This is a genomic window from Rhodococcus sp. BS-15, assembly GCF_000813105.1.
In the GTDB taxonomy this organism is placed as follows: domain Bacteria; phylum Actinomycetota; class Actinomycetes; order Mycobacteriales; family Mycobacteriaceae; genus Rhodococcoides.
In genome coordinates this window covers 1-19,263 of the sequence record NZ_BAOX01000071.1, presented here as the reverse complement: position 1 = coordinate 19,263, position 19,263 = coordinate 1, and the positions used below count along the sequence as shown (strand labels likewise).

Sequence of the window (19,263 nt, the reverse complement as noted above, 5' to 3'; positions counted from 1 at the left end):
CCGAAGGGGCGCCCGGCCATTCCACGGTCTCCCCGGATGGGACGTGGTCGCCCGACGACTCCGCCGCGGATGCCCGGCCGAGCCTTCAGAAAGCCAACCGATCCGACAACTCGTCACCGCAACCGTCGACAGCCACCACACAAGAGACCAGAATTGGGGATTCGGTAGCGTCGGATCCGAACACACCTGCCGTGACTTTGTTCGAGATCGCCACGAACTCTCCGTCACTCCGACCGGCGGTAGCTGCGAACCCGTCGACCTACGCCGACCTGCTGACCTGGCTCGGGCAGTTGGGGGATCCTGCGGTGGATGCTGCTCTGGCGCAACGAGAGTCAGGTCGATCAGGGCCTGCGCAGAACCGCAGCCAACCGGCTCCGCGGGTGACCGAGGCACCCACCGTGGTCGTTGCCGGCCCCCCTGCGTCGTCTCGCGAACACGCCGCTACCGACCCTGGTACTCCGGCTGCTGTGCTGTTCGACATTGCCAGCAACTCACCGGAATTGCGCCCACTTGTGGCCGCGAACCCGGCGACATACGACGATCTGCTCGAGTGGCTCGGCAAACTGGGAGACCCCGAGGTCGATGCCGCTCTGACTCGTCGAGCGGAAAAGCGTCCCGCTGCAGACGAAACGGCTATATCCGGCGTAGCTGCCGAATCGAAGCCCGACGCTCCGAGCGCGGTTGTCGCGAATCCCGAAACTGCTCCTACACTCTCGGCGTCGCTGCCTGCCGAGACTGCGGAACAGGTTGCTACCGACGAGGACAAGTCGGCGGTCTCGGACCCGATGTGCCCCGCGGCGGTGCTGTTTCGTGTTGCTGAACACCGGCCCGACCTTCGCGTGATCGTTGCCGGGCACCCCAACGCCTATCCAGGACTGTTGACCTGGCTTGGAGGACTCGGTGATTCAGCCGTGAACGACGCTCTGGCTCAACGACGATGACGACCATCGGGCCTCCGCCTCCGCCTCCGCCCCCTCCACCCACTCAGCCGTGGTCCTCGTCGGCGCACACACCGCCTCCGCCTCCTCCACCCCTGGCTCCTCCACCGCAATCGAACGTCTCTGGTGGACCGACAACGAGCTACAACACGTATTCCGGCTACGAGTCCTCTTACCGAGCTCCGGCATCCAACTCCGCTACACGTCGAATCCTTGCCGTTACTGCTCTGGTCGCCGGCATTGTTGCAGGACTGGCATTGTCGATGCTGGGTTTCTCCGAAAACTGGGTCCAACGGGTCATCGCGTCCTCAGTTGCCGCCGTCGGCTTTCTCGTCTTTGCATGGCTTCAAAACGTGAGTGTGACGAGGCGCTGCGGTGCCACCGTGTTGACGATTGTTGCAATCGCATGGCCGTTGTCGGACATTGCAATGCTGCTCGCCGCTGGATGCATACTCGCTGCTTGGATTCTGGTTCGACGTCGATCCCTGATTCCGTTGATCTTCCCTCCGTTCGCAGCAGTGTGCACCGTTGCGCTCACCTTCCTCACGATCGATCGCGGGTCTGGAGCCGGGATCATCGTGACACTCCTGCCAGTGATGCTGTGCTTGGCTGCTTTTGCTTGGCTGGCAGCAGGTATCGACAAACTGGTCAAGCCACGTGCGGCGCAGGTCGGGACCGACGAAGTAGGTCCACTGCGTGAATACTCGCCAGCCACAGGATATTCGACTGTGCAGACGTCGTATGGCACCAACACGACAGCCGTCTTGTCTCTGGTATTCGGGCTCTTCGGTTCCGGGATCATCGCGGTGGTGCTCGGACACGTCGCGCGCGGTCAGATTCGGCGAAGTGGTGAGCGTGGATCCGGAATGGCCACTGCCGGATTGATTCTCGGCTACGTTGCGATCGTGGTCTACGTTGGGTTGACCATTGCCTACGTGGTGTTCATCGGGAGGCTGTACGCGGTCTGAACCTGTCGATGACACGACCACCAACCGTGATCATCCGAACGGTGGATACCGAACGAGCAAGCATCATGTGAAGCTTCGGGGAACCTATTGCCTGAGCATCGGAATACCTCATGACGAACGAGCAAATCCCGAATCGAGGCGTACCCACCGGTCCGCCACCGCCGCCCCCTCCTCCTCCGCCCCAGCAGTGGGGGCACGGCATCTCGTCCAACCCGGTACCTCCCGCGCAGCCGCAGTACGCCTCAGGGCCGCCCGGGCAGCATCGTTACACCCACGACGGTGCGCGTCTAGCGGGCACGGGAATGCGGGTTGCAGCCCGACTGCTCGATTTCGTTCTGATCGCCATTGTGTCGTTCATCGGTGGCCTCATCTCATCGACTGCGCTCTCGAGCAACTTCGACTACGACGCTTACCGGACAACGTCCGGAGTGATCAGCCTCATCATCTCGCTCGGTGCCATCGCCTATTTCCTCTTCGCTGAATCCTTGTGGGGGACAACTGTGGGCAAACTGATTCTGGGAATCAAGGTTCGCTCGGCAGCAGGTGGCCAGTTGAGTCTCGGTCAAGCATTCAAGCGCAACGCGTTCGTGCTGCCGATGTATTTGGGTGCGGTGGTTTCGTCCCTGGTCATGCTCGGCAGCGATCAGGATTTCGCGGGTACGATGTCATCGATGATGTATGGAGGAACAGTAGGAATCCTCGGAAATATCGCGACGGTCGGACTATCGATCGCACTCATCGTTTCGATCAGCAATTCCCCCAACCTCCAGGGATTTCACGACAAATTGGCTGACGCGACGTGATCGCCACCCGGTAGTTTGCGCACGCAACCGGCCCCTCGCCAAGTCGTAAGCGAGGGGCCGGTTCGTTGCGGTGACGAAAAAATGCGGGGATCAGTAGCCAGGGCGAGGCTCGAAGCCGGGATCGGGGAGAACCGGGGGAGCCTGTTCGACCTGTGCCGGCTCGGGTTCTTGCTCCACCGGAGCTTCTTCTGCTGGTGCTGGTGCTGGGTTGGGAGCAGGCTCCGGCGCGGTGAATTCCGCAGCAGGAGGCAGGACATCCGCGGGTGCGGGCTCTGTAGTCGGTAATTCCGGCGACGTGCTGGGAACGGTCGTCGTGGGTGTTGCTGTGGTCGTCGTCGCCGGTGCAGTTGTGTCGTCATCTCCGCAGCCAGTGAGTAGCAGCGACAACGATACCGCTGCTATTGCAGAGATGGCCTTCAGGGAATGTGCCATTCGAATGAGTGCTCCTGTCGAAAATCGAAACGGTTCGCGTCGAGTCGGTGTGAACGTAACACCCGATCGAAGTGGCGGCGCTGGTGTCCTCTATTCGAATGAATCGATTGTGGAATGGCCGCCACCGGCCAGTATTGTTTTGTCCAGCGTCTAAAGTAACCCTGGACTTCAGTCCGGTGAGCAGAAAGATTCGACGACTCCATGAAACGTTCCATCATCCGGACTGTTCTTTTGTGCTCTCTCTCTATTGCCGGATCTGCGATGCTCCTGACTGCGCCTTCGGCAGTAGCTGCTCCGAAGGACGGAGCGACACTGGTCACGATGGGCGATTCCTTCACCGCCACAGCGCCCATCCTCGGAGACCGAGGTGATGGTTGCGTGCGGCCACCGACGTCGTGGCCGGCGCAACTCGCCGACCAGATCGGTCTCGGCGGTACCGATCGCTTCGTCGATGTGTCCTGCAACGGTGGCACAATCGACACCGGCGAGGGCTTCACTCTGGTGCAGCAGGCGCGCAAAGCAGCCGCCGCCGGAGCGTTCGGGCCCGCCACTCGCGCGGTGACCATCCAGGCCGGTTGGAACGACACCTGGGGAAGCTCTCCCGGCCGCGCCTTTCCGTCGGTGGACTGCCTCCTGGACGTGATCCGCGGGTGCGGGCTCGATGCGGCGGACCAGGGCAGACTGCCCGACTACCGGGCGGTGTCCGGCGAGGTGTACGCCGATCGGGTTCGAACAGTCGTGGACTACGTCCGCTACTACGCTCCGAACGCCGAGATCGTGCTCGTCGGATATCCCGAAGTGTTCGCCGGTGACCAAGCAACGGCCTGCATCCAGGTCGGCGCTGGAATTGCAGTGCAGCCCAACGCAGCCGGCTACATCACATACCTGACGGCGCTGGACGCCGCTCAGCGCGATGCCGCAAGAATCCTGGGAGTCGACTACTTCGACGCCCTTGCCGCCACGAAGGGACACGGCAGCTGCACCGGTGATCCGTGGATCGGTGGCATCACTGGAGTGGATTCTCTCTATGTCGGTGCGCCGATTCATCCGACACCGCTCGGCAACTCCGTCGTAGCGTCAGCGCTGCGCGACCGACTCGCGTTCTGAGCGCGCAGATGGTGTCGGGCCTCGATTCGGAGGTAGTGAAGCGGCGTGATCTGCCCTCGCTCACAGGTGCGCGATGGTGGGCGGCTTTCGCAGTCTTTCTCCTCCACGCGCTGGTGTTCCTGCCGGTGTATCCATTTCAGAAGTCTTCGACCTTCGAGACGATTCACAGCTTCGTACCCATGCAGCTCGGTGCTGCCGGAGTGACATTCTTCTTCGTGCTCTCGGGGTTCGTCATCTATTGGTCGTTTCGACCCGGTTCGTCCATACGCCAGTTCTACTGGCGGCGGGCGCTGAAGATCTACCCGACGCACATCGTCGCTGCCCTCGTATTCGTGGTCGCCGCCTCGGTCCCTTTGTCCAGAGCGGTGGTGTGGGTCCCGAATCTGCTGTTGGTCCACACGTGGGTGCCGAAGTGGACGATGGTGGGGGGATTGAACGTCCCTTCGTGGTCCCTGTGTGCCGAGATTCTGTTCTATGCCTGCTTCCCGTTGGCGTTGCCTCTACTCAGAAGAATCGGAACCCACCGTCTGTACTGGGCTTTCGGTGCTCTCGTGTTGATGATCGCGGCCATTCACGTGTCGTACTTTCTCTTCGTCGACGGGCCACGCGGAATTTCGAACATCTTTGCCCCGAGGCTTCTCCCCGGAGATGTTTCGCCGATGTTCGAGATACACGCCTCACCGGCGTGGTTCGCGCAGGACGACATCCCTGTGTCTCCCTCGTACTGGCTGAGCTACACCTTTCCGCTCTCGCGTCTTCCCGAGTTCTTTCTCGGGGTTCTGGCCGCCCGGCTGGTCATCGAGGGTCGCTGGCGCAATATCCGCCTGACACCACCACTTCTCGCTCTGGCGCTCGCTTTTTCGGCGACGTGGGTCGTTCCGGTCAACTTCAAGATGTCTGCACTTCTCGTGGTTCCTGTCGCCGCAGTAGTCGCCACCCTGGCCTCCAGAGATCTCGACGGTGTTCGTGGGTTGAATTCGACGCGGCCCATGGTGTGGCTGGGCCAAATCTCGTATGCGTTCTACATGATTCAATTTCCGGTGATGGTCATCATCACGCGACTGTTCATCGGCGGCAATGCTTTCGACTTCGCGGGATGGTTGTTCTGGGCATTGGTCAGCCTCGTGGTGTCGATCGCAGCTGCGCAGCTGATCTACAGTGGCGTCGATCAAGCGTTGATGCGCAGGTTCGCCCGTCGACGTGCGTCGTCGACAACCGAATCGCAGTCTCTCGAATCGAGCGTTCAGGATGCCTCCGGAAGCCCGGTTGGAGTTCGTCGATGACCGACAACCGGCCACCGATACCGACGCCTCCGCCTTCCCGGCGCGTACGCAACACACCGCCGGCCGTGTCCCCGATGCCCCCGCCCACTGGTCCGAGTCGACCGCCTGGAGCACCATTGTCCGGTCTCGCCGATCAGCCACCACGGCGGCGATCAGCCGTAGCGATCGTGCTGGTGGTCTTTGCTGCTCTGCTCGTGCTCGTTGCTGCAGGAACGGGAGCGTGGTATCTGCTCGGACGCGAGTCCGGCGCGGGTACGACCGCGAGCGCGGGTGTAGAGCAGTCGGATTCGAGCTCGGATTCGTCGAGCCCGACCGGTGCATCGGACGCCCCGCAATCTGTTTCCCGGACATTGACATCGCCCGTCGGGGCGAGCCCATGGGCAGTCGCCCTCGATCCCTCCGCCGCTACCGCCTACGTCACCAACTCGGACAACGGAACCGTATCGGTGGTCGATACTAAAACGGGAGTGACACGGGCGAGTGTCCCTGTCGGTAGCAAGCCCGCAGGCGTGGCATACAGCACGCAGAACGATGCGGTCTACGTGAGCGACGCCAACGGTCGGTCGGTGACCGTGATCGATGCGCAATCCAACGCGATCGAAGCTGTGGTTGCCGTGGGCAACGGCCCGTACGCCATTGCCGCGGACGATGCCACCAACGCCGTGTTCGTCTCGAACTTCGACGAGGGCACGGTGTCGGTGATCGACGGTCGAACCAACGCGGTGACGGCAACCGTCAGAGTGGGTGCCAAACCGTATGGCATTGCTTCGGAGCCGAATTCGGGGTCGATCTATGTCACCAACGCCGGGGATCGTTCGGTGTCGGTGATCGACGCGGCACGCCGCACGGTGGTGGCCACCATCCCGGTCGGTGCCGAACCGTGGGGCGTGGCAATCGATCCGGCGATGGAACGGGCATACGTCACCAACCATGCCGACAACACCCTTTCGGTGATCGATACGGTGTCCAGATCGGTGGTGACGACAGTTCCCGCAGGTGTGTCACCGGTCGGTGTGGCGGTGGACTCCAGCAGCTCGACGGTGTTCGTCGCCGATCACGGTTCCAACACCGTCACAGTTCTGAACGGGCGTTCCAATTCCATCGAGTCGAGCATCGTGGTCGGCACCAATCCGCATGGCATCGCTGTCGATTCCGATGGCGAAATCCTGTTTGTGACCAACTTCAAGGACGCGACACTGTCTGCCATCGGATTCTGACAGGTGATCATGGTGTGCGCTGTGCGACGAGCAGTCGCCGTCGGCGTTGCAGCGCTGCTGCTTTCGAGTTGCGCACATGCGGTCGATGTGGAGACTTCCGATGTCGGTGGGGGAGTCGAGGTGGCGACCTCGGCCTCGGTGTCGACGCAAAAGCCGCAAACGGACTTGGCGGCGTTGGTCGACCCCGTCGTGCATGCCACCATGGACCAGCTTGCCGTACCGGGTGCGGTCGTCCTGGTGCAAGAGCGGAACGTACTGTGGCAGAACGCATACGGAACTCGAACGGTGGGACAAGACGTCCCTGTTACCGTCGGCGACCACTTCCGGATCGGTTCGATCACGAAGACAATGGTTGGCACGGTGGTCTTGCAACTGGTCGAATCCGGTGCTCTCGCTCTCACCGACCTGTGTCGAGTTTTCGTTCCGACGTGCCCAATGGTGACTCCATCACCATCGCCGACCTTCTCGAGATGCAGAGCGGCCTCTACAGCTACACCGAGAACAGCTACTTCAATACTGTCCTCGATGAAAATCCCGGCCGGGTATGGGACCCGGAAGAGTTGTTGGCGATCGGCTTCGGTGGAGCCCCGTATTCACCGCCCCGGCAGGAGTTTCGATACACGAACACCAATACAGTTCTGCTCGGCACAATCGTCGAGTCGATCCTCGGGACCGATCTTCGAAATATACTGGCAGACCGGATATTCGAGCCTCTAGGACTGGACGACACCAGCTTCCCCGCCTCGGAGGACGCCGAGTTGCCTGACCCGCACCCCCACGGGTACCTGTTCGGTACGAACGAATCCGCCCGGATCTCGGTGAAGTTGTCCTCGGCCCAGGTCGACAATGCTCGGAGCGGAGTGCTGGTTCCCAACGACGTCACCGACCTCAATCCGTCGTGGATCTGGGCGGCAGGCGGGGCGATCTCGACGGCCGCCGATATCGCGACGTACGGTCGCGCTCTTGTCCGCGGAGAAGAAATATTGGGCAAAGATCTTCAGTCTCGACGCATCGGTAGTGTGACGCTAGAGCCCGACAATCCGAGTCCCGGCGACTACGGGCTTGCCTGGCAGGCATACGGTCCGTTGATCGGACATGACGGTGCCATTCCCGGCTTCCAATCCTTCATGGGCCACGATCCGGTGAGCGACACCACGATTGTGGTGCTGTGCAATGTGCGCGACGGCCCCGCCGGCGGTCGGCCGGCCAACGAAATCGCGATGGGTGTCCTGCAACGATTGCAGAGCGGAATGAAGTAAGAACATGCGCATCCCCGTCTATTCGGTATTCGGCCATGTGGACCGTCGAATACCCGGAACTGTTGCGACGGTCGGTATCTCGATCGCACTGACCGTCTCGATCAGCAACTCGCCGAACCTGCAGGGATACCACGACAGAATGGCACAGGCTGTAGTGGCGACCACGCGATAGCGGTGACTCGTCGATCACGAACCCCTCGTCACCGTGTGACGAGGGGGTTCGTGTGGAGTGAATGCAGGCCGACAGTCCTTACGCCGATGGGGGAGGCGGAGGGCTGTTGGGCGGCGGGGGCGGTGACGACGGTGGGGGAGGTGGCCGCGAGATTCCCGTCTGCTGGGGACGATTCTCGCCGGCAGCTGGCACGGCACCGATCGAAACGGTCACGTCGGTGAGACCGGTGTCGTGTGCGTCGACCTCCGATGTCCGGCGGCGCTTGTGTGTGCGTCTTCCGAATCCTCCGAGCGCGACGAGGAGCAAACCTGCACATGTCGCCAGCAGTGCCAGGTTCGAGTATTTCGGAAGTAGCCGAACGGATGTCGATACATCGAGATCGTTGCCCTCGGTGTCGGCACCGAGGGCGTGAATATGGTGACTTCCGATTGGCATATCCGATGGAATGGTCAGTGTGGCGTGCACGCGCCCGTTGTCATCGGCTCGAGCCGAAGCCAAAGTTCGCGAGACGGAATCTATCCGGAACACCACTGTCGAAGACGGGGCGAATCCGGCGGCGTCGATGGTCGCTTCGCCGCCTGCCTCGTAGATGTCTGCCGCCGATGCCCACGGCTTCTTGAAGAAGTCCAAAACGGGGTTCGAGCGGTCGACCACAGCATGATCCCACTTCGGTGCATTTTCGCGTGGATCGATCGTCGCTCGCGACGCCGACCACGCGGAGAGGGCACGAGCCATCGCAGCGTGACCGAGCTTGTTGGGATGGAGCAACTCGTGGCGGTCCGCAACGGCTGCGATGTTGTTCGCCAAGGTGCCCTTCGAAGATCCGAATACCGCATAGCTCTGGGCCAGATCGCAGATGGTGTGATCCGGTTGAAAGGCTGGTGCCACGTCGGATGCGTAGTACACCGGGATTCTCTCCGAGGCCAACGAACCGACAGCCGCTGCGATTTCGAGGTTGAGCGCATCGATGAACCGGTTGAAGAAGCGTAGTTCGTTCGCGCTGATGCCGAACTGGCACCCGCTCCCGGCAGCGAGTCCGGCCGCTTCGGTCGGCACGATGCGTGGATAGGGGACTACGACGATCGGGCTGTCCTACCGCCGCGAGCCGACTTTGCTTCATCGTCGTTGACGGCGCGATCGACGTCACGGTAGACCCTCCGCAAGTCGTTCCCGATTGCGCTGATCCCGTCCATGGCCCACGTTTCGAAGACCATGGGCTTCCCGTCCGGCAAAGTCGGGTAGCAGTTCGGCCACACGCTGCATTGGATCACTTTGGTTCCGAAGCCGACGTCGTTTCCGCCGATGCTGAGCAACACCGCGTCGGGAGAGTCGGGGCCGACGGCCTCAGCGCGTAGTGACAGGAGCTGTGGCGTCACCTTGTAGTTTTCGGACTGCTGCTGCGAGTAGAAGTCCCCGACAACCGCACCCGAGCAGGCGAGGTTTCGCACCTTGTCACCGAAGAGGATTGCCCCGTATGCGCTGGTCGAACGATGGCATATATTGCCGGATTCCTTGTCGGCGGTGCCGGGGACGTAGTCTCGGGTGCCCTCACCGGAGGCGTAGGAATCACCCACCACCACTGCGTGTCTCACGTCGCCGAGAATGCCGGTGAGTGTGCCGAAAGGCTCGATCGTGGAGGTTTTTCCGTCCAACACCGATGGCGCAGAATTGTTCGCGGTTGCTGTCGCCAGCCAGGTGAATGTACCGAGAACAGAGTCGTCCGGCCTGATGGTGATATCGACCCTTCGGCTTTGCCCAGGATCGATGTTGCCCAGGAACCGTACCGGTCGTGGAACGAGAACCCGTCCTGGAACGCCTGTTTCGTCGTTCAGGGTGAGTGAGAGTCGAACGTCGTCAGCGCGGACGCGTCCGCCGTTGTGGACCGTGAAAGATGCTGTCGATCCCGCGTTTCCGGTTCCGCTGACCACGGGCAACTGATTCGGAACCGAGCCAGTGAGGCTCAGCTGTGCGCCGCCGAACTGTTGAAGCGCCGACTGTAGGCCAGCGGTATCGGTGGCCGAGGCGTATTGGCCGCCTGTGGCATCGGCGATGCATTTCAGTTCGTTCGCGCCGTCTTCGCTGATCTGGAGGCCGACGGTGTTGACTTGGATCTCGACTCCGTCCGCAACCAGTTCGTTCGCGACATCGCACACTTCGGTTGCACCGCAATTGGATTCGCCGTCGCTGACCAGCACGATCGTGCCCTTGTTGTCCTTGCCGATCAGTTCGGCAGCATGTCGTAGAGCTGGCCCGGTCGGCGTGTCACCATTGGGATCGAGTCGTCGTACAGCTGCTGAGGCCGAAGCCACATCGAGTTCCGCAATTTTCACCTCGACGTTTCCGATGGAGCACCCGTCCACCGTCCTCGACCCGGCCCCCGGATAAGCGATCAAGCCGAACGGTGTACGTGGACCCAACGCGTTGACCAGGTCGATCACCGACGAACGTGCCGCATCGATTTTCGACTCACCGGTCAGGGAGTTTGCATCCATCGAATCGGAGGTGTCGAGGACGACGACCACCGGGACGTATTGGCCGCCTGGGACGTAGACGTCTGTGTTTTCCTGCGCGCCGGCCGACGAAGGCAGCAGCAGCGACACTGCAACAACTGCCGATAGAGCACAGAGCCGCGTCGCAAGCTTCACCGTGTGCCCGCAATGAGGTTCAGACCTTCTGTCGATCCGAGGAGTTTCGCGTCCCCGAGGATCACAGTCGGGTTGTCCTTGGCGTTGGTCGTTGTCGCCTCGATTCGTAACCTCATGACGCCGTTGAGATCGACTCGAATCGGGGTCGACTGCCCGAGACCCACCTGCACCGAAGTCAGCTCTCGACCGTCGCCGAACACGGTGATCGTGCCGGATCCAGTGCCCTCGCGATCATCGGTTCCAGCAATGGCTTCGAGGGCAACCGCACCTCTGGACAATGAGTACTCTCCGTAAGCGGATGACCGAGCGGAGGGTGAGAGTTCCACGCTGGAGCCCAGCGCACCGCCGTTGACGTTGACCGATGACACCGTCGAGAAGCTCGAACTCATAACAGTGGAGACCGACGCGAGTGACAGTGCATCGCCTGGGTCGGCGACGGTCACAGTCACGACGGTAGGCATCACCGCGCCTGCCGGGGGATCGACTGCGAGTACCTGCCCTCGCGGAACCGAGGCATCGACGGCTCGGACCAGCTGGACCACTGCGCCGGACTGCTCGAGCGCGGTGCGCGCGGTGCGCTCGTCGGACCCGATGAGGGTACTGGGTACAGTCGCTGGAATTGACACCGTCAGTTCGATCTCGTCGACGGAAGCGGCTGCAGCCGAGGGACTCTGGGTGAGAATCAATCCGACCGGACCCGCGGCAGGCTTTTCGGCGAATGTAGTAGCTACCGACCCGAGGCCGGCGTCGGACAGCACGGTCAACGCTACGTCCCGATCGAGCCCGAGGACCGATGGCATCGGCTGTGTCGAACCGGATTGGGCCGCGACGAGATCCGATGGATCGAATTCGACAATGCTGTCCGGTGATCCGGTTGGCGGAGCGAAAACGTATGTCAGTGAAGCGCCCACGACCAGTAGTCCTATGACGATGGCCGGCCACCGTAACGCCACGATGACGCGAAGTAGTCGGGATGACCTGGATCGCTCGGCCAAGTCAGCAGTGCTACGACGAAACTTCAGCGTCCTTCTCCGTCCCGGTAGGTGGCACTGACGACAGGCACGGCAACCGACGACGACTCGAATCGAACGAGCCACACACCGTCCCTGGTTGCCTCGATAACCTTCTCGGCGGTCAGGTCCGATGTGGCAACCAGATGTTGGGTTTCGTCCGAACATTCGACGATCGACTTTTGCAGCGCTGCTTCACCTTCGGTACCTACGACTGTGCAGCGAACCGCGTCGGCCAGAACGAATTCCGAAATTGTGGTCGACGCCTCGCCTGTGAACGTGGTCTTCGCCGCGGGCGTTGCTGCAGTGGTTGTCGGTGGTGTTGTCGGCGCAGCGGTCGAGCTCGGGACAGCGGACGAGGAAGGGGACGGCGGTGCCGAGACGACTGCAGGAACTTGCGAAGGCTCTATTGCAGCTGCGTTCTCGAGCGGAGCTGGAGTGGTGACGCTCGGCTCGCGCAAGGTAGGCACCGGTTGAACGGGAGCCGAAGGGCGACTGGTTATCGTGGCTGAAGGCGTCGGCTTCTCGAAACCAGGGGCCGGGCTCGTACTCACTGTGGTCGACTCCGTGGGCCCGACGCTGATGCTGCTCGAAGCCGGTACGAGTGGCAAATTCATACTCCGCGGATCAGGAAGCGGAGTAGCGGGACGTTGCAGTGTGGAGGTATCGATCGTTCTGCCGACCGATCTCAGCAGTGGCTTCAGCGTGTCCAGATCGACCAAAGTGAATTGATCGACGGTTGAGTTGTTCGGTGTCACAGGGATTGGTTCACCTGCGGCGGGTTGCGTGGCGTAGTCGACGGAAACGACGTTCTGTTCGCGGTAAGACGGCCACCTGTCCCCGGTCGGCTGATAGCCGGACAACGGTTCGCTTGCCGGGGGGCCGAGCGGATTTCCGCAATTGCAACGGATACGAGGAACACCAGCGGCGTCGACCATGACGGCGGTACCCGCCTGAAGAACCGACTGGAACGGGGTTGCTCGACCGTCGGAGAAGCTGTAGTTGGTGACTCTCAGATCGGTCGTCAGAGAAACCGGCGTCAAAGTGTCGAGGTAGAACGGAATGGCCTCGGTCGGGATCCCGAACGCGGACGCCCACGCCTCGGACTTTGCACGGTCTTCGGACAGGTAGTTGGCCAACGCAGCAGCGTCGCAGGAAGCGTCGTCGTTGGTTCCACCGTAGAGGCCCGGCGTGGTTCCCACTACGGTCGACCCGCCGTTGGAATTGGTGGTCAACGATCCGGCGAGCTGCGCGAGCATCTCATCGCTCGACAGGTCGGACAACGGACGGCTGGCCAGAGCGACCGATGGAGTGAACGGTCCAGGACCGATCGACTCGGCCGACTGCAGTGCAATGTCATTGGTCGATGCCGACGATCCTCCAGTGACCAGAAGGGTCACGGCAAGGGCGCTCACCACCACCATCGACAATGCCGCAGCGGTAGCGCCCAGAATGGTGCGTGATGTGTCACGTTTTCCGGCATCAGGATTGGGATCCTGCCAGGTCGACGATTCGGATCCGGTGGTCACGTTGTGCTCCATATGTTGAAGGTGGATCGACTGTCTGCGAGCTTGTCCGGCTCAGTCATGATTCGTGGAGCTTCCCTGATACCGCGCCATGCTCTGCCTGATCGTGTCGAATCTCGGATCGGTAGAACGGTCGAACTGTTCACCGATCGATCTGTACGTTTCTCCGTTTGAATGGAGGTCGATGCCTGTGCGGTCTCCTGCGGCATCGGCGGTGAAATTTTGTACCGTGCCTTGGTCGTTGTTGAAGACCGATGCGGTGAGGTTTGTTGCAGTGGTGATCGGGTTGAGAACAATCATGCTTGCTGCTGCCGTCGAGGGCACTGGATCGCCCTCGGCTGACAAAGTAAGTAGATTGGCTCCCATAGTCTCCGGGGCAACGCCTGCCAGACGGGGTGCACCGAAAGTGACCACATCGGTGACGTTGAACAGGCCAGTGGCCGCGATGGTTTGAGCGTCGATACCGCCCTGGCTGTAACCGACCATCATTATCTCTGCCCCGTGAGGAATGCGTGACATTCGGCCGAGTAGATACGGGTCAGGAAGGCCGGTGACTTTGTAAATGTTGTCAGCCCAGTTGAGCCGGTTGCCTGGGTTGAATCCGTTGCCATCCCCCGCACCGCCGGTGCCTTCGACGTACACGACGTAACGGTCTACACCGTCGGAGCCGGTGATCTTCTCTATGTGCACTCCATCGCGGTTGTGGTCGTCGCGGTCGATCTTCTCGAACAGCGACTTGGTACTGACGCTCGGTTCGGAGCAGACCGCCAAACCCGTCGCGACTGCGACGCCCGTTGCTGCTGCACTGGTCGACTCCTGTTCGGATGCGTTGCGTCGCAACGTATCGGCTGCCACAGTGATGGCTTGGCTCGTCGACCTCAATCGTGCGGTGTCTGTCGTGTTCCACTGCGATCTGAAGCGGTCCGCGTCGGGACCGCGCCATGCATTGGAATTGGAGATTCGGACCGACAAGGAGCGGATGGTCTCCTCCAGGGTGCTGGCGATGTCGGTGAACTGCTTCGCCAGTGTGCGAAGCTCGTGGACGTCTGCCCCGTGTTCGGCCACAATCTGCTCCTTGTCGGTGTCGAGGTTCTACGAGCTGCTGCTGGTCTGCTGTTGCTGCTGCGCATTGCGACTTGCTGTCTGCGATGCCTGCTGCAGTGCATTGACGACAGCCTTGAGTTGCGCGGTGTGCGTGCCCTGCCATTCGGAGCGGAATCGATCGGCGTCAGGGCCCTTCCACTGAACGCCGTTGAGCTGACTTGTCAGTCGCGTCAGCACGCCCTGAATTTCGTTCGCCTTGTTGTTCAGTTCACGCGAAAGCTGCTGAACCTGCTCGACGTCTTGTCCCCAGAATGCCATCGGCTTCTCCATTCGTTCGTTGTTTTTCGTGATAGTCAGTTCGGACGCGCAAGCTGTAGCTTCACCGCCTTACCTTGCGCAATCAGGAATCCTCGGCCAGGTGGTTGTGCGCCACGTTGCCTCGAGCCCAGCGGCGTGCTGAGAAGGCTCTCGCCGTCGATGTCACTGGGACACAACAGGAGTCCTCGACGGCCGGACCGGAAGGGGCCGCCGAGCGCGTAGGCACCCTGCCAGGTGGAGATCTCCGACTCGCCCACGACGAGGCCATCCGCAGCGTCGACACACTTGATCATCCGTTCGAGGTCCGGTTGAACCACCGAGTCGGTGAACTCGCTCAACGACTCGACGACAACCACCATGCGTGGCGCGTCGGGGGATTCGCCTCGCTCGATGATCTCGAGCAGCAACGTCGACACCGCCTCCAGCCCGATGGCCACGGAATCCCACACGTCCTCGGATTCGGTGCCACTGGCACGTGGTGAGAGATAGAACGTCCGGACTTCGGATTCTGCACGCACAACGGACTGCGCCAAGGTCACGAGCGCCGTCGAGCGCCCGCTGAACGGTGGACCCGCGACCATGAGCAAGCCGCGCGGGTCGAATCCCACCGGCGCAAGATCTGCGTAGCCGATGCCGATCGATGGTCTGCCTCCGACCTCGTTGGGCAGGGAGCTCGAGGCGACGTCATCGGAGAGGCGTTCCACAGCAGCAGCACGGTGGACACCTGCTGCCCGCGACGCATCTGCGAGCTCGGTCAGTACGCGGAACTGGGTCTCGACATTGGGGTCACCGCCGAGCACCGATATTTGCACTTCCCGATCGTCCACAATCCCTCGTCCGGGCGGCGATAGGCGGTCGAGGATGTCCTTCGGCGCACCTAGTAGGAGATAATCGTCCTCGGCGGCCATGCGTAGAACGAGACGACGTTGAATTGTCGAACCGAGCGATGTGGGAACAGCATTGGGACGGTCGGCCGACACGATCAGATGTACCCCGACGGCTCGGCCGTCAGTGGCCATCTGGTTGAGCATCGCGAACCACGGGGACACCGGCGATGATTCGTACGCTTCTCGAAACGCGCCGATACCGTCCACCAACAACAGGATGCGCGGCTCGTCCGGCCGCCGCGCGATGCTGCGATAGTCGACGATGCTGGAGGCATTCACTCGCGAGTAGTCCTCGGAGCGACTGTCGACGAGACCGGTGAGCCGCCGCATCAGACGTCCCAGGAGTTCGTCGTCATCGCCGACTATCGCTCCGACCTCGGGGAGAGAGTCGAGCATCCGCAGTCCGCCCGAGCCGAAGTCGATCCCGTATATCTCGACCGGCCCCTGCTCGCTCGCAGCCAGGACGGCAGCGGTGGCGACGGTACGCAGGACCGTCGACTTGCCCGATCCGCCAGTGCCGAACACAGCGAAGTTTCCGTCTCTGTCCGGATCGAAGCAGACTGCCGGCTGGCTTTGGGTGGCGGGGTCGTCGGCGACGCCCAGCGGGTACCCACCCACTGAAACGCTCGGCCGAGTCACCATGTCGTATGCCCGTTTGAGCTCGGGGAGCCACGGAACTCGTGGATTCGGTACCTTCGCCAGCTCGGCCGCACGAGCGATCGAGCGAACAACCCGCATCATGTCGGTGTCCTGCGATTGCGCAGCAACTATCGGAATGGGTGTTTCCCAGGGCTTCCCGTCGCCGAAGTTCATCTCGGTGATGTCGATAGGCGTTTGCGTATCCGAACCGACCGTCCAACCACCGGTGTATGCGGTTTGGAAAGTCGTCAACCGACCCGGCCCGACCTTGGCTGTTGCGCGGCCGGGCAAGCTGGGTGAGAAGTAGGCGGCATCCTTGGACCCGAGCACATCGACCGAATCGTCCTCGTCCGCCATCCGCAGTGCCACGCGAAGATTGGTGTTCGCCCGAAGATTGTCCTTGATGACACCGGCTGGGCGTTGAGTCGCGAGAATCAGGTGCAGTCCCAGCGAACGTCCTCGTTGAGCGATGTCGACGACACCGTCGACGAACTCGGGTATCTCCTTGGCCAACGCTGCGAACTCGTCGACGATGATCACCAGCGAAGGCGGAGTCTCCGGGTCCTGCGAACGCTCGAGCGAAAGAAGATCCTTCTCACGTTTGCGATTGAGTAGCCTTTCGCGATAACCGATCTCGGCTCGAAGCGAGATCAGCGCTCGCCTGACGAGGTGAGGGGAAAGGTCGGTGACGAGTCCGACCGAGTGGGGTAGGTCGACGCAGTCGGCGAACGCCGTTCCACCCTTGTAATCGACGAACAGAAACGAGACGCGGTCCGGACTGTGCTCTGCGGCCATGCCGAGAATCCAGGCCTGGAGGAACTCGCTCTTGCCAGAACCCGTCGTACCACCGACCAGAGCATGCGGCCCGTGCTCGCGCAGGTCCAGATGGAATGTGTCGACACCGCGCGATCCGACGAGAGCCCGTAACGAATTATCCGACGTCCGTCGAGGAGGGGGCGGCCCGGAACGCTTCAGGATGGAGTTGTTGCGTTCCCAACGTCGAACCAGCTTCGTTGGATCCGAGGTGATCGAGAAATCGTCCAGATCGAGGAAGGAGACCGAGCGTGGCAGGTCGGTCTCGTCTTCGACGGACACTCCGACATCGACGACAGGCGCGAGCAACAGCGCGATCTGGCGGGCGTCCGGCAGGTCGACGGTTTCACTTGCCACGGGGAAGGTGTGCTTTCCGACGCGTACTTCACCCGCCGTCGAACCGGATGTGTTCGTCTCGACGAGCAGGAAGGACCTGCACGCCGCGGGTACGCTCGTCAATTGTGTTGCTACCCAGACGAGGTGGACGTTGACGTCGGGACCACGCTCGGCGAGTCTGGTCAGCCGTGATCGATCGACGGGAGCGTCGTCCTCGACCACCACCACGACGACGGGAAGGATCGGATCGGCCTTGTCGAGGGTCGGTCTTCCGTCTTGCTCGGTGTCCAATGACTTTCTGGGGCCGGTACGAACCTCCGACGCGTCCAGTCGCTCGCGAACGAGGTCCTCCAGACGAGCCACCAAGGAAGTACCACCTTCGGTGGAATCGGCGAACAGGTCGCCGGCCAGGGGGCTGTAGGTCGGGCCGCTGTGCGGGAGCCATTCGAGCCAGCTCCATGACGCGCGCGTCGCGGACGACGCAACGGCGGCAATCGTGAGTTCGGCCGGCGAGTGCAATCCCACCAGCTGAATGACAAGTCCACGTGCAACCCCGTCCACGACTCCTCTCGGTCCGCACACTCCCAACGATCCGCTGGAACGGAGGTCGGCGACGATCGGTACATCGGTGATCGTGGAGAACTCGTCACGCATCTCTTCGAGCTGCCGCCAGTACTCCGGCAGCGATTCGCCTCGGCTGGGCAGTTCGAGCGCACTCCGAGACGGCGCATCTCCCAATCCCATTCGGACAGTCAGAAACCCGGAGTGCTCTGGTCGGTGGGTCCAGAGCAGAGTGCCCAGTAGGTGCACGGCTTCGACGGAGTCGGATACTGATGGGGTCTCGCCGAGGCGCACTGCGCGTTCCACGGCCTGGGTAGAATGCAAATCGGCCGCGGTATTTCGCAGTCCCGATGCGAATTGTTCGATGGCCTCGCGCTGCTTGCGTTTGTTCTGCAGCGCGGTGTCGATGTACATGCCGATCATGAGCAAGGGGCTCAGAGCAACGAAGACGACGGTGAGGGCATTGCGTGTGAAGGCGAACAGTGCGATACCGAGGATCAGCGGTGCCAACATGGAGATGATCGGAAATCGATTGGGATCGAGCCGTTTCGGTGGCTGCGGCGCTCGAATGTCCGGCCGTCGAAACGCCGTATCACCCTCGGTGATCGATTGAACTCCATCGCTGGGCTGTCTGCGGAGTCGGTCCTTGCACGCACCGTGTGAAAGACCGCGATGGTCGTGTCGCCGAGGCCAACGACATCGGACCCGGCTACGTAGGTGCGCTCGATCCAGTTGCCGCCCATATGAATACCGGCACCGGTTTCGGTACGATCGACGATCTCGATACTCTCTCCGACGAGGATGAGGCATGTGAACCCAGCACTGTGCTGTCGGTGAGGAAGATGTCGGCTTCCGAAGACGAGCCGACGGTGCTGGCACCTCGGGAAGAAGGAACTCGCGTCCGGCATCCGGGCCGGACAACACTCGAAGCATCGCAATGGCTCGTCCGCGACGGCTCACGGCATTGCTGCCGTTGTAGGTCCCCACTGTCACCGTCGAGCCGGATCGCACCCCCGATTCGACGAGATTGACACCAGGGTCCAACTGCCGACCGTCCACCGCGGACTCGAATGCCGACTGCTCGACAGTCAACGTGAGGTCGGGCGTCGAGGGGATCGAACTTTTCGGGTCGCCGTCGGCCAGTGCTCGCGCCATGTCCCCGACGGTCGCGGTGGCGTCGGCGACCATCGACAGGTCGACGGTGTGGCCTGACGGCCGTCGCAGAATCAGCTTCAGGTGCATGTCATGAACTCATCGCAACGGTGTCGAACGGTGGCGGTGGCGGAGGAGGGGGGCGGTGCGGTG

Annotated in this window: 13 protein-coding genes and 2 pseudogenes; 8 read left to right on the top strand and 7 right to left on the bottom strand. The window is 61.9% G+C overall.

The genetic code is table 11. From position 1 onward, the window contains the following. From RHBS_RS11150 to RHBS_RS11110, 8 genes and pseudogenes are all read left to right on the top strand, one after another. A pseudogene (locus tag RHBS_RS11150) lies at positions 1-941 on the top strand (hypothetical protein); the annotation flags it as partial. Positions 942-1,291: 350 nt separating this feature from the next. After that, a complete protein-coding gene (locus tag RHBS_RS30425; protein WP_237669159.1) occupies positions 1,292-1,906 on the top strand; it encodes a DUF4190 domain-containing protein in 615 nt (204 codons plus the stop codon). Positions 1,907-2,016: 110 nt separating this feature from the next. Beyond that, positions 2,017-2,709, top strand: a complete 693-nt coding sequence (locus tag RHBS_RS11135; RefSeq protein ID WP_128645570.1) for an RDD family protein — start codon at positions 2,017-2,019, stop codon at positions 2,707-2,709. Positions 2,710-3,402: 693 nt separating this feature from the next. Next, positions 3,403-4,248, top strand: a complete 846-nt coding sequence (locus RHBS_RS11130) for an SGNH/GDSL hydrolase family protein (protein WP_187298443.1) — start codon at positions 3,403-3,405, stop codon at positions 4,246-4,248. Positions 4,249-4,256: 8 nt separating this feature from the next. Then, entirely contained in the window at positions 4,257-5,531 is a 1,275-nt protein-coding gene (locus RHBS_RS11125) for an acyltransferase (protein ID WP_121873066.1), read from the top strand. Between the two features lie 167 nt (positions 5,532-5,698). Next, complete coding sequence (locus RHBS_RS11120) at positions 5,699-6,748, top strand: beta-propeller fold lactonase family protein (protein ID WP_236745371.1); 1,050 nt, start codon at positions 5,699-5,701, stop codon at positions 6,746-6,748. Between the two features lie 9 nt (positions 6,749-6,757). Next, positions 6,758-7,147 (top strand): annotated as a pseudogene (locus tag RHBS_RS32180) (serine hydrolase); the annotation flags it as partial. A gap of 29 nt (positions 7,148-7,176) precedes the next feature. Beyond that, positions 7,177-8,007: a serine hydrolase gene (locus RHBS_RS11110; protein WP_128645568.1), complete on the top strand. Its 831-nt coding sequence runs from the start codon at positions 7,177-7,179 to the stop codon at positions 8,005-8,007. A 250-nt stretch (positions 8,008-8,257) separates the two neighbouring features. On the opposite strand, the gene RHBS_RS11105 is transcribed toward RHBS_RS11110, so the two are convergent. From RHBS_RS11105 to RHBS_RS11080, 7 genes are all read right to left on the bottom strand, one after another. Continuing rightward, positions 8,258-9,235, bottom strand: coding sequence for a hypothetical protein (locus RHBS_RS11105; protein ID WP_128645567.1), 978 nt, complete (start codon positions 9,233-9,235; stop codon positions 8,258-8,260). A gap of 17 nt (positions 9,236-9,252) precedes the next feature. After that, entirely contained in the window at positions 9,253-10,824 is a 1,572-nt protein-coding gene (locus RHBS_RS11100; RefSeq protein ID WP_145977507.1) for a VWA domain-containing protein, read from the bottom strand. After that, the gene (locus RHBS_RS11095; RefSeq protein ID WP_236745370.1) at positions 10,821-11,777 is read right to left on the bottom strand and encodes a PASTA domain-containing protein; all 957 of its coding nucleotides are present in this window, start codon (positions 11,775-11,777) and stop codon (positions 10,821-10,823) included. The genes RHBS_RS11100 and RHBS_RS11095 overlap by 4 nt, the downstream gene beginning before the upstream one ends. Before the next feature lie 65 nt (positions 11,778-11,842). Continuing rightward, positions 11,843-13,363 (bottom strand): DUF6777 domain-containing protein, encoded by a 1,521-nt coding sequence (locus RHBS_RS28895; protein WP_183130487.1) that lies wholly within the window; start codon positions 13,361-13,363, stop codon positions 11,843-11,845. A 51-nt stretch (positions 13,364-13,414) separates the two neighbouring features. After that, positions 13,415-14,215, bottom strand: coding sequence for a hypothetical protein (locus RHBS_RS11090; RefSeq protein ID WP_128645565.1), 801 nt, complete (start codon positions 14,213-14,215; stop codon positions 13,415-13,417). A 237-nt stretch (positions 14,216-14,452) separates the two neighbouring features. Then, the gene (locus RHBS_RS11085) at positions 14,453-14,722 is read right to left on the bottom strand and encodes a WXG100 family type VII secretion target (protein ID WP_121873540.1); all 270 of its coding nucleotides are present in this window, start codon (positions 14,720-14,722) and stop codon (positions 14,453-14,455) included. Positions 14,723-14,757: 35 nt separating this feature from the next. Next, positions 14,758-18,471 (bottom strand): FtsK/SpoIIIE domain-containing protein, encoded by a 3,714-nt coding sequence (locus RHBS_RS11080; protein ID WP_237669158.1) that lies wholly within the window; start codon positions 18,469-18,471, stop codon positions 14,758-14,760. Positions 18,472-19,263: the final 792 nt, after the last annotated feature.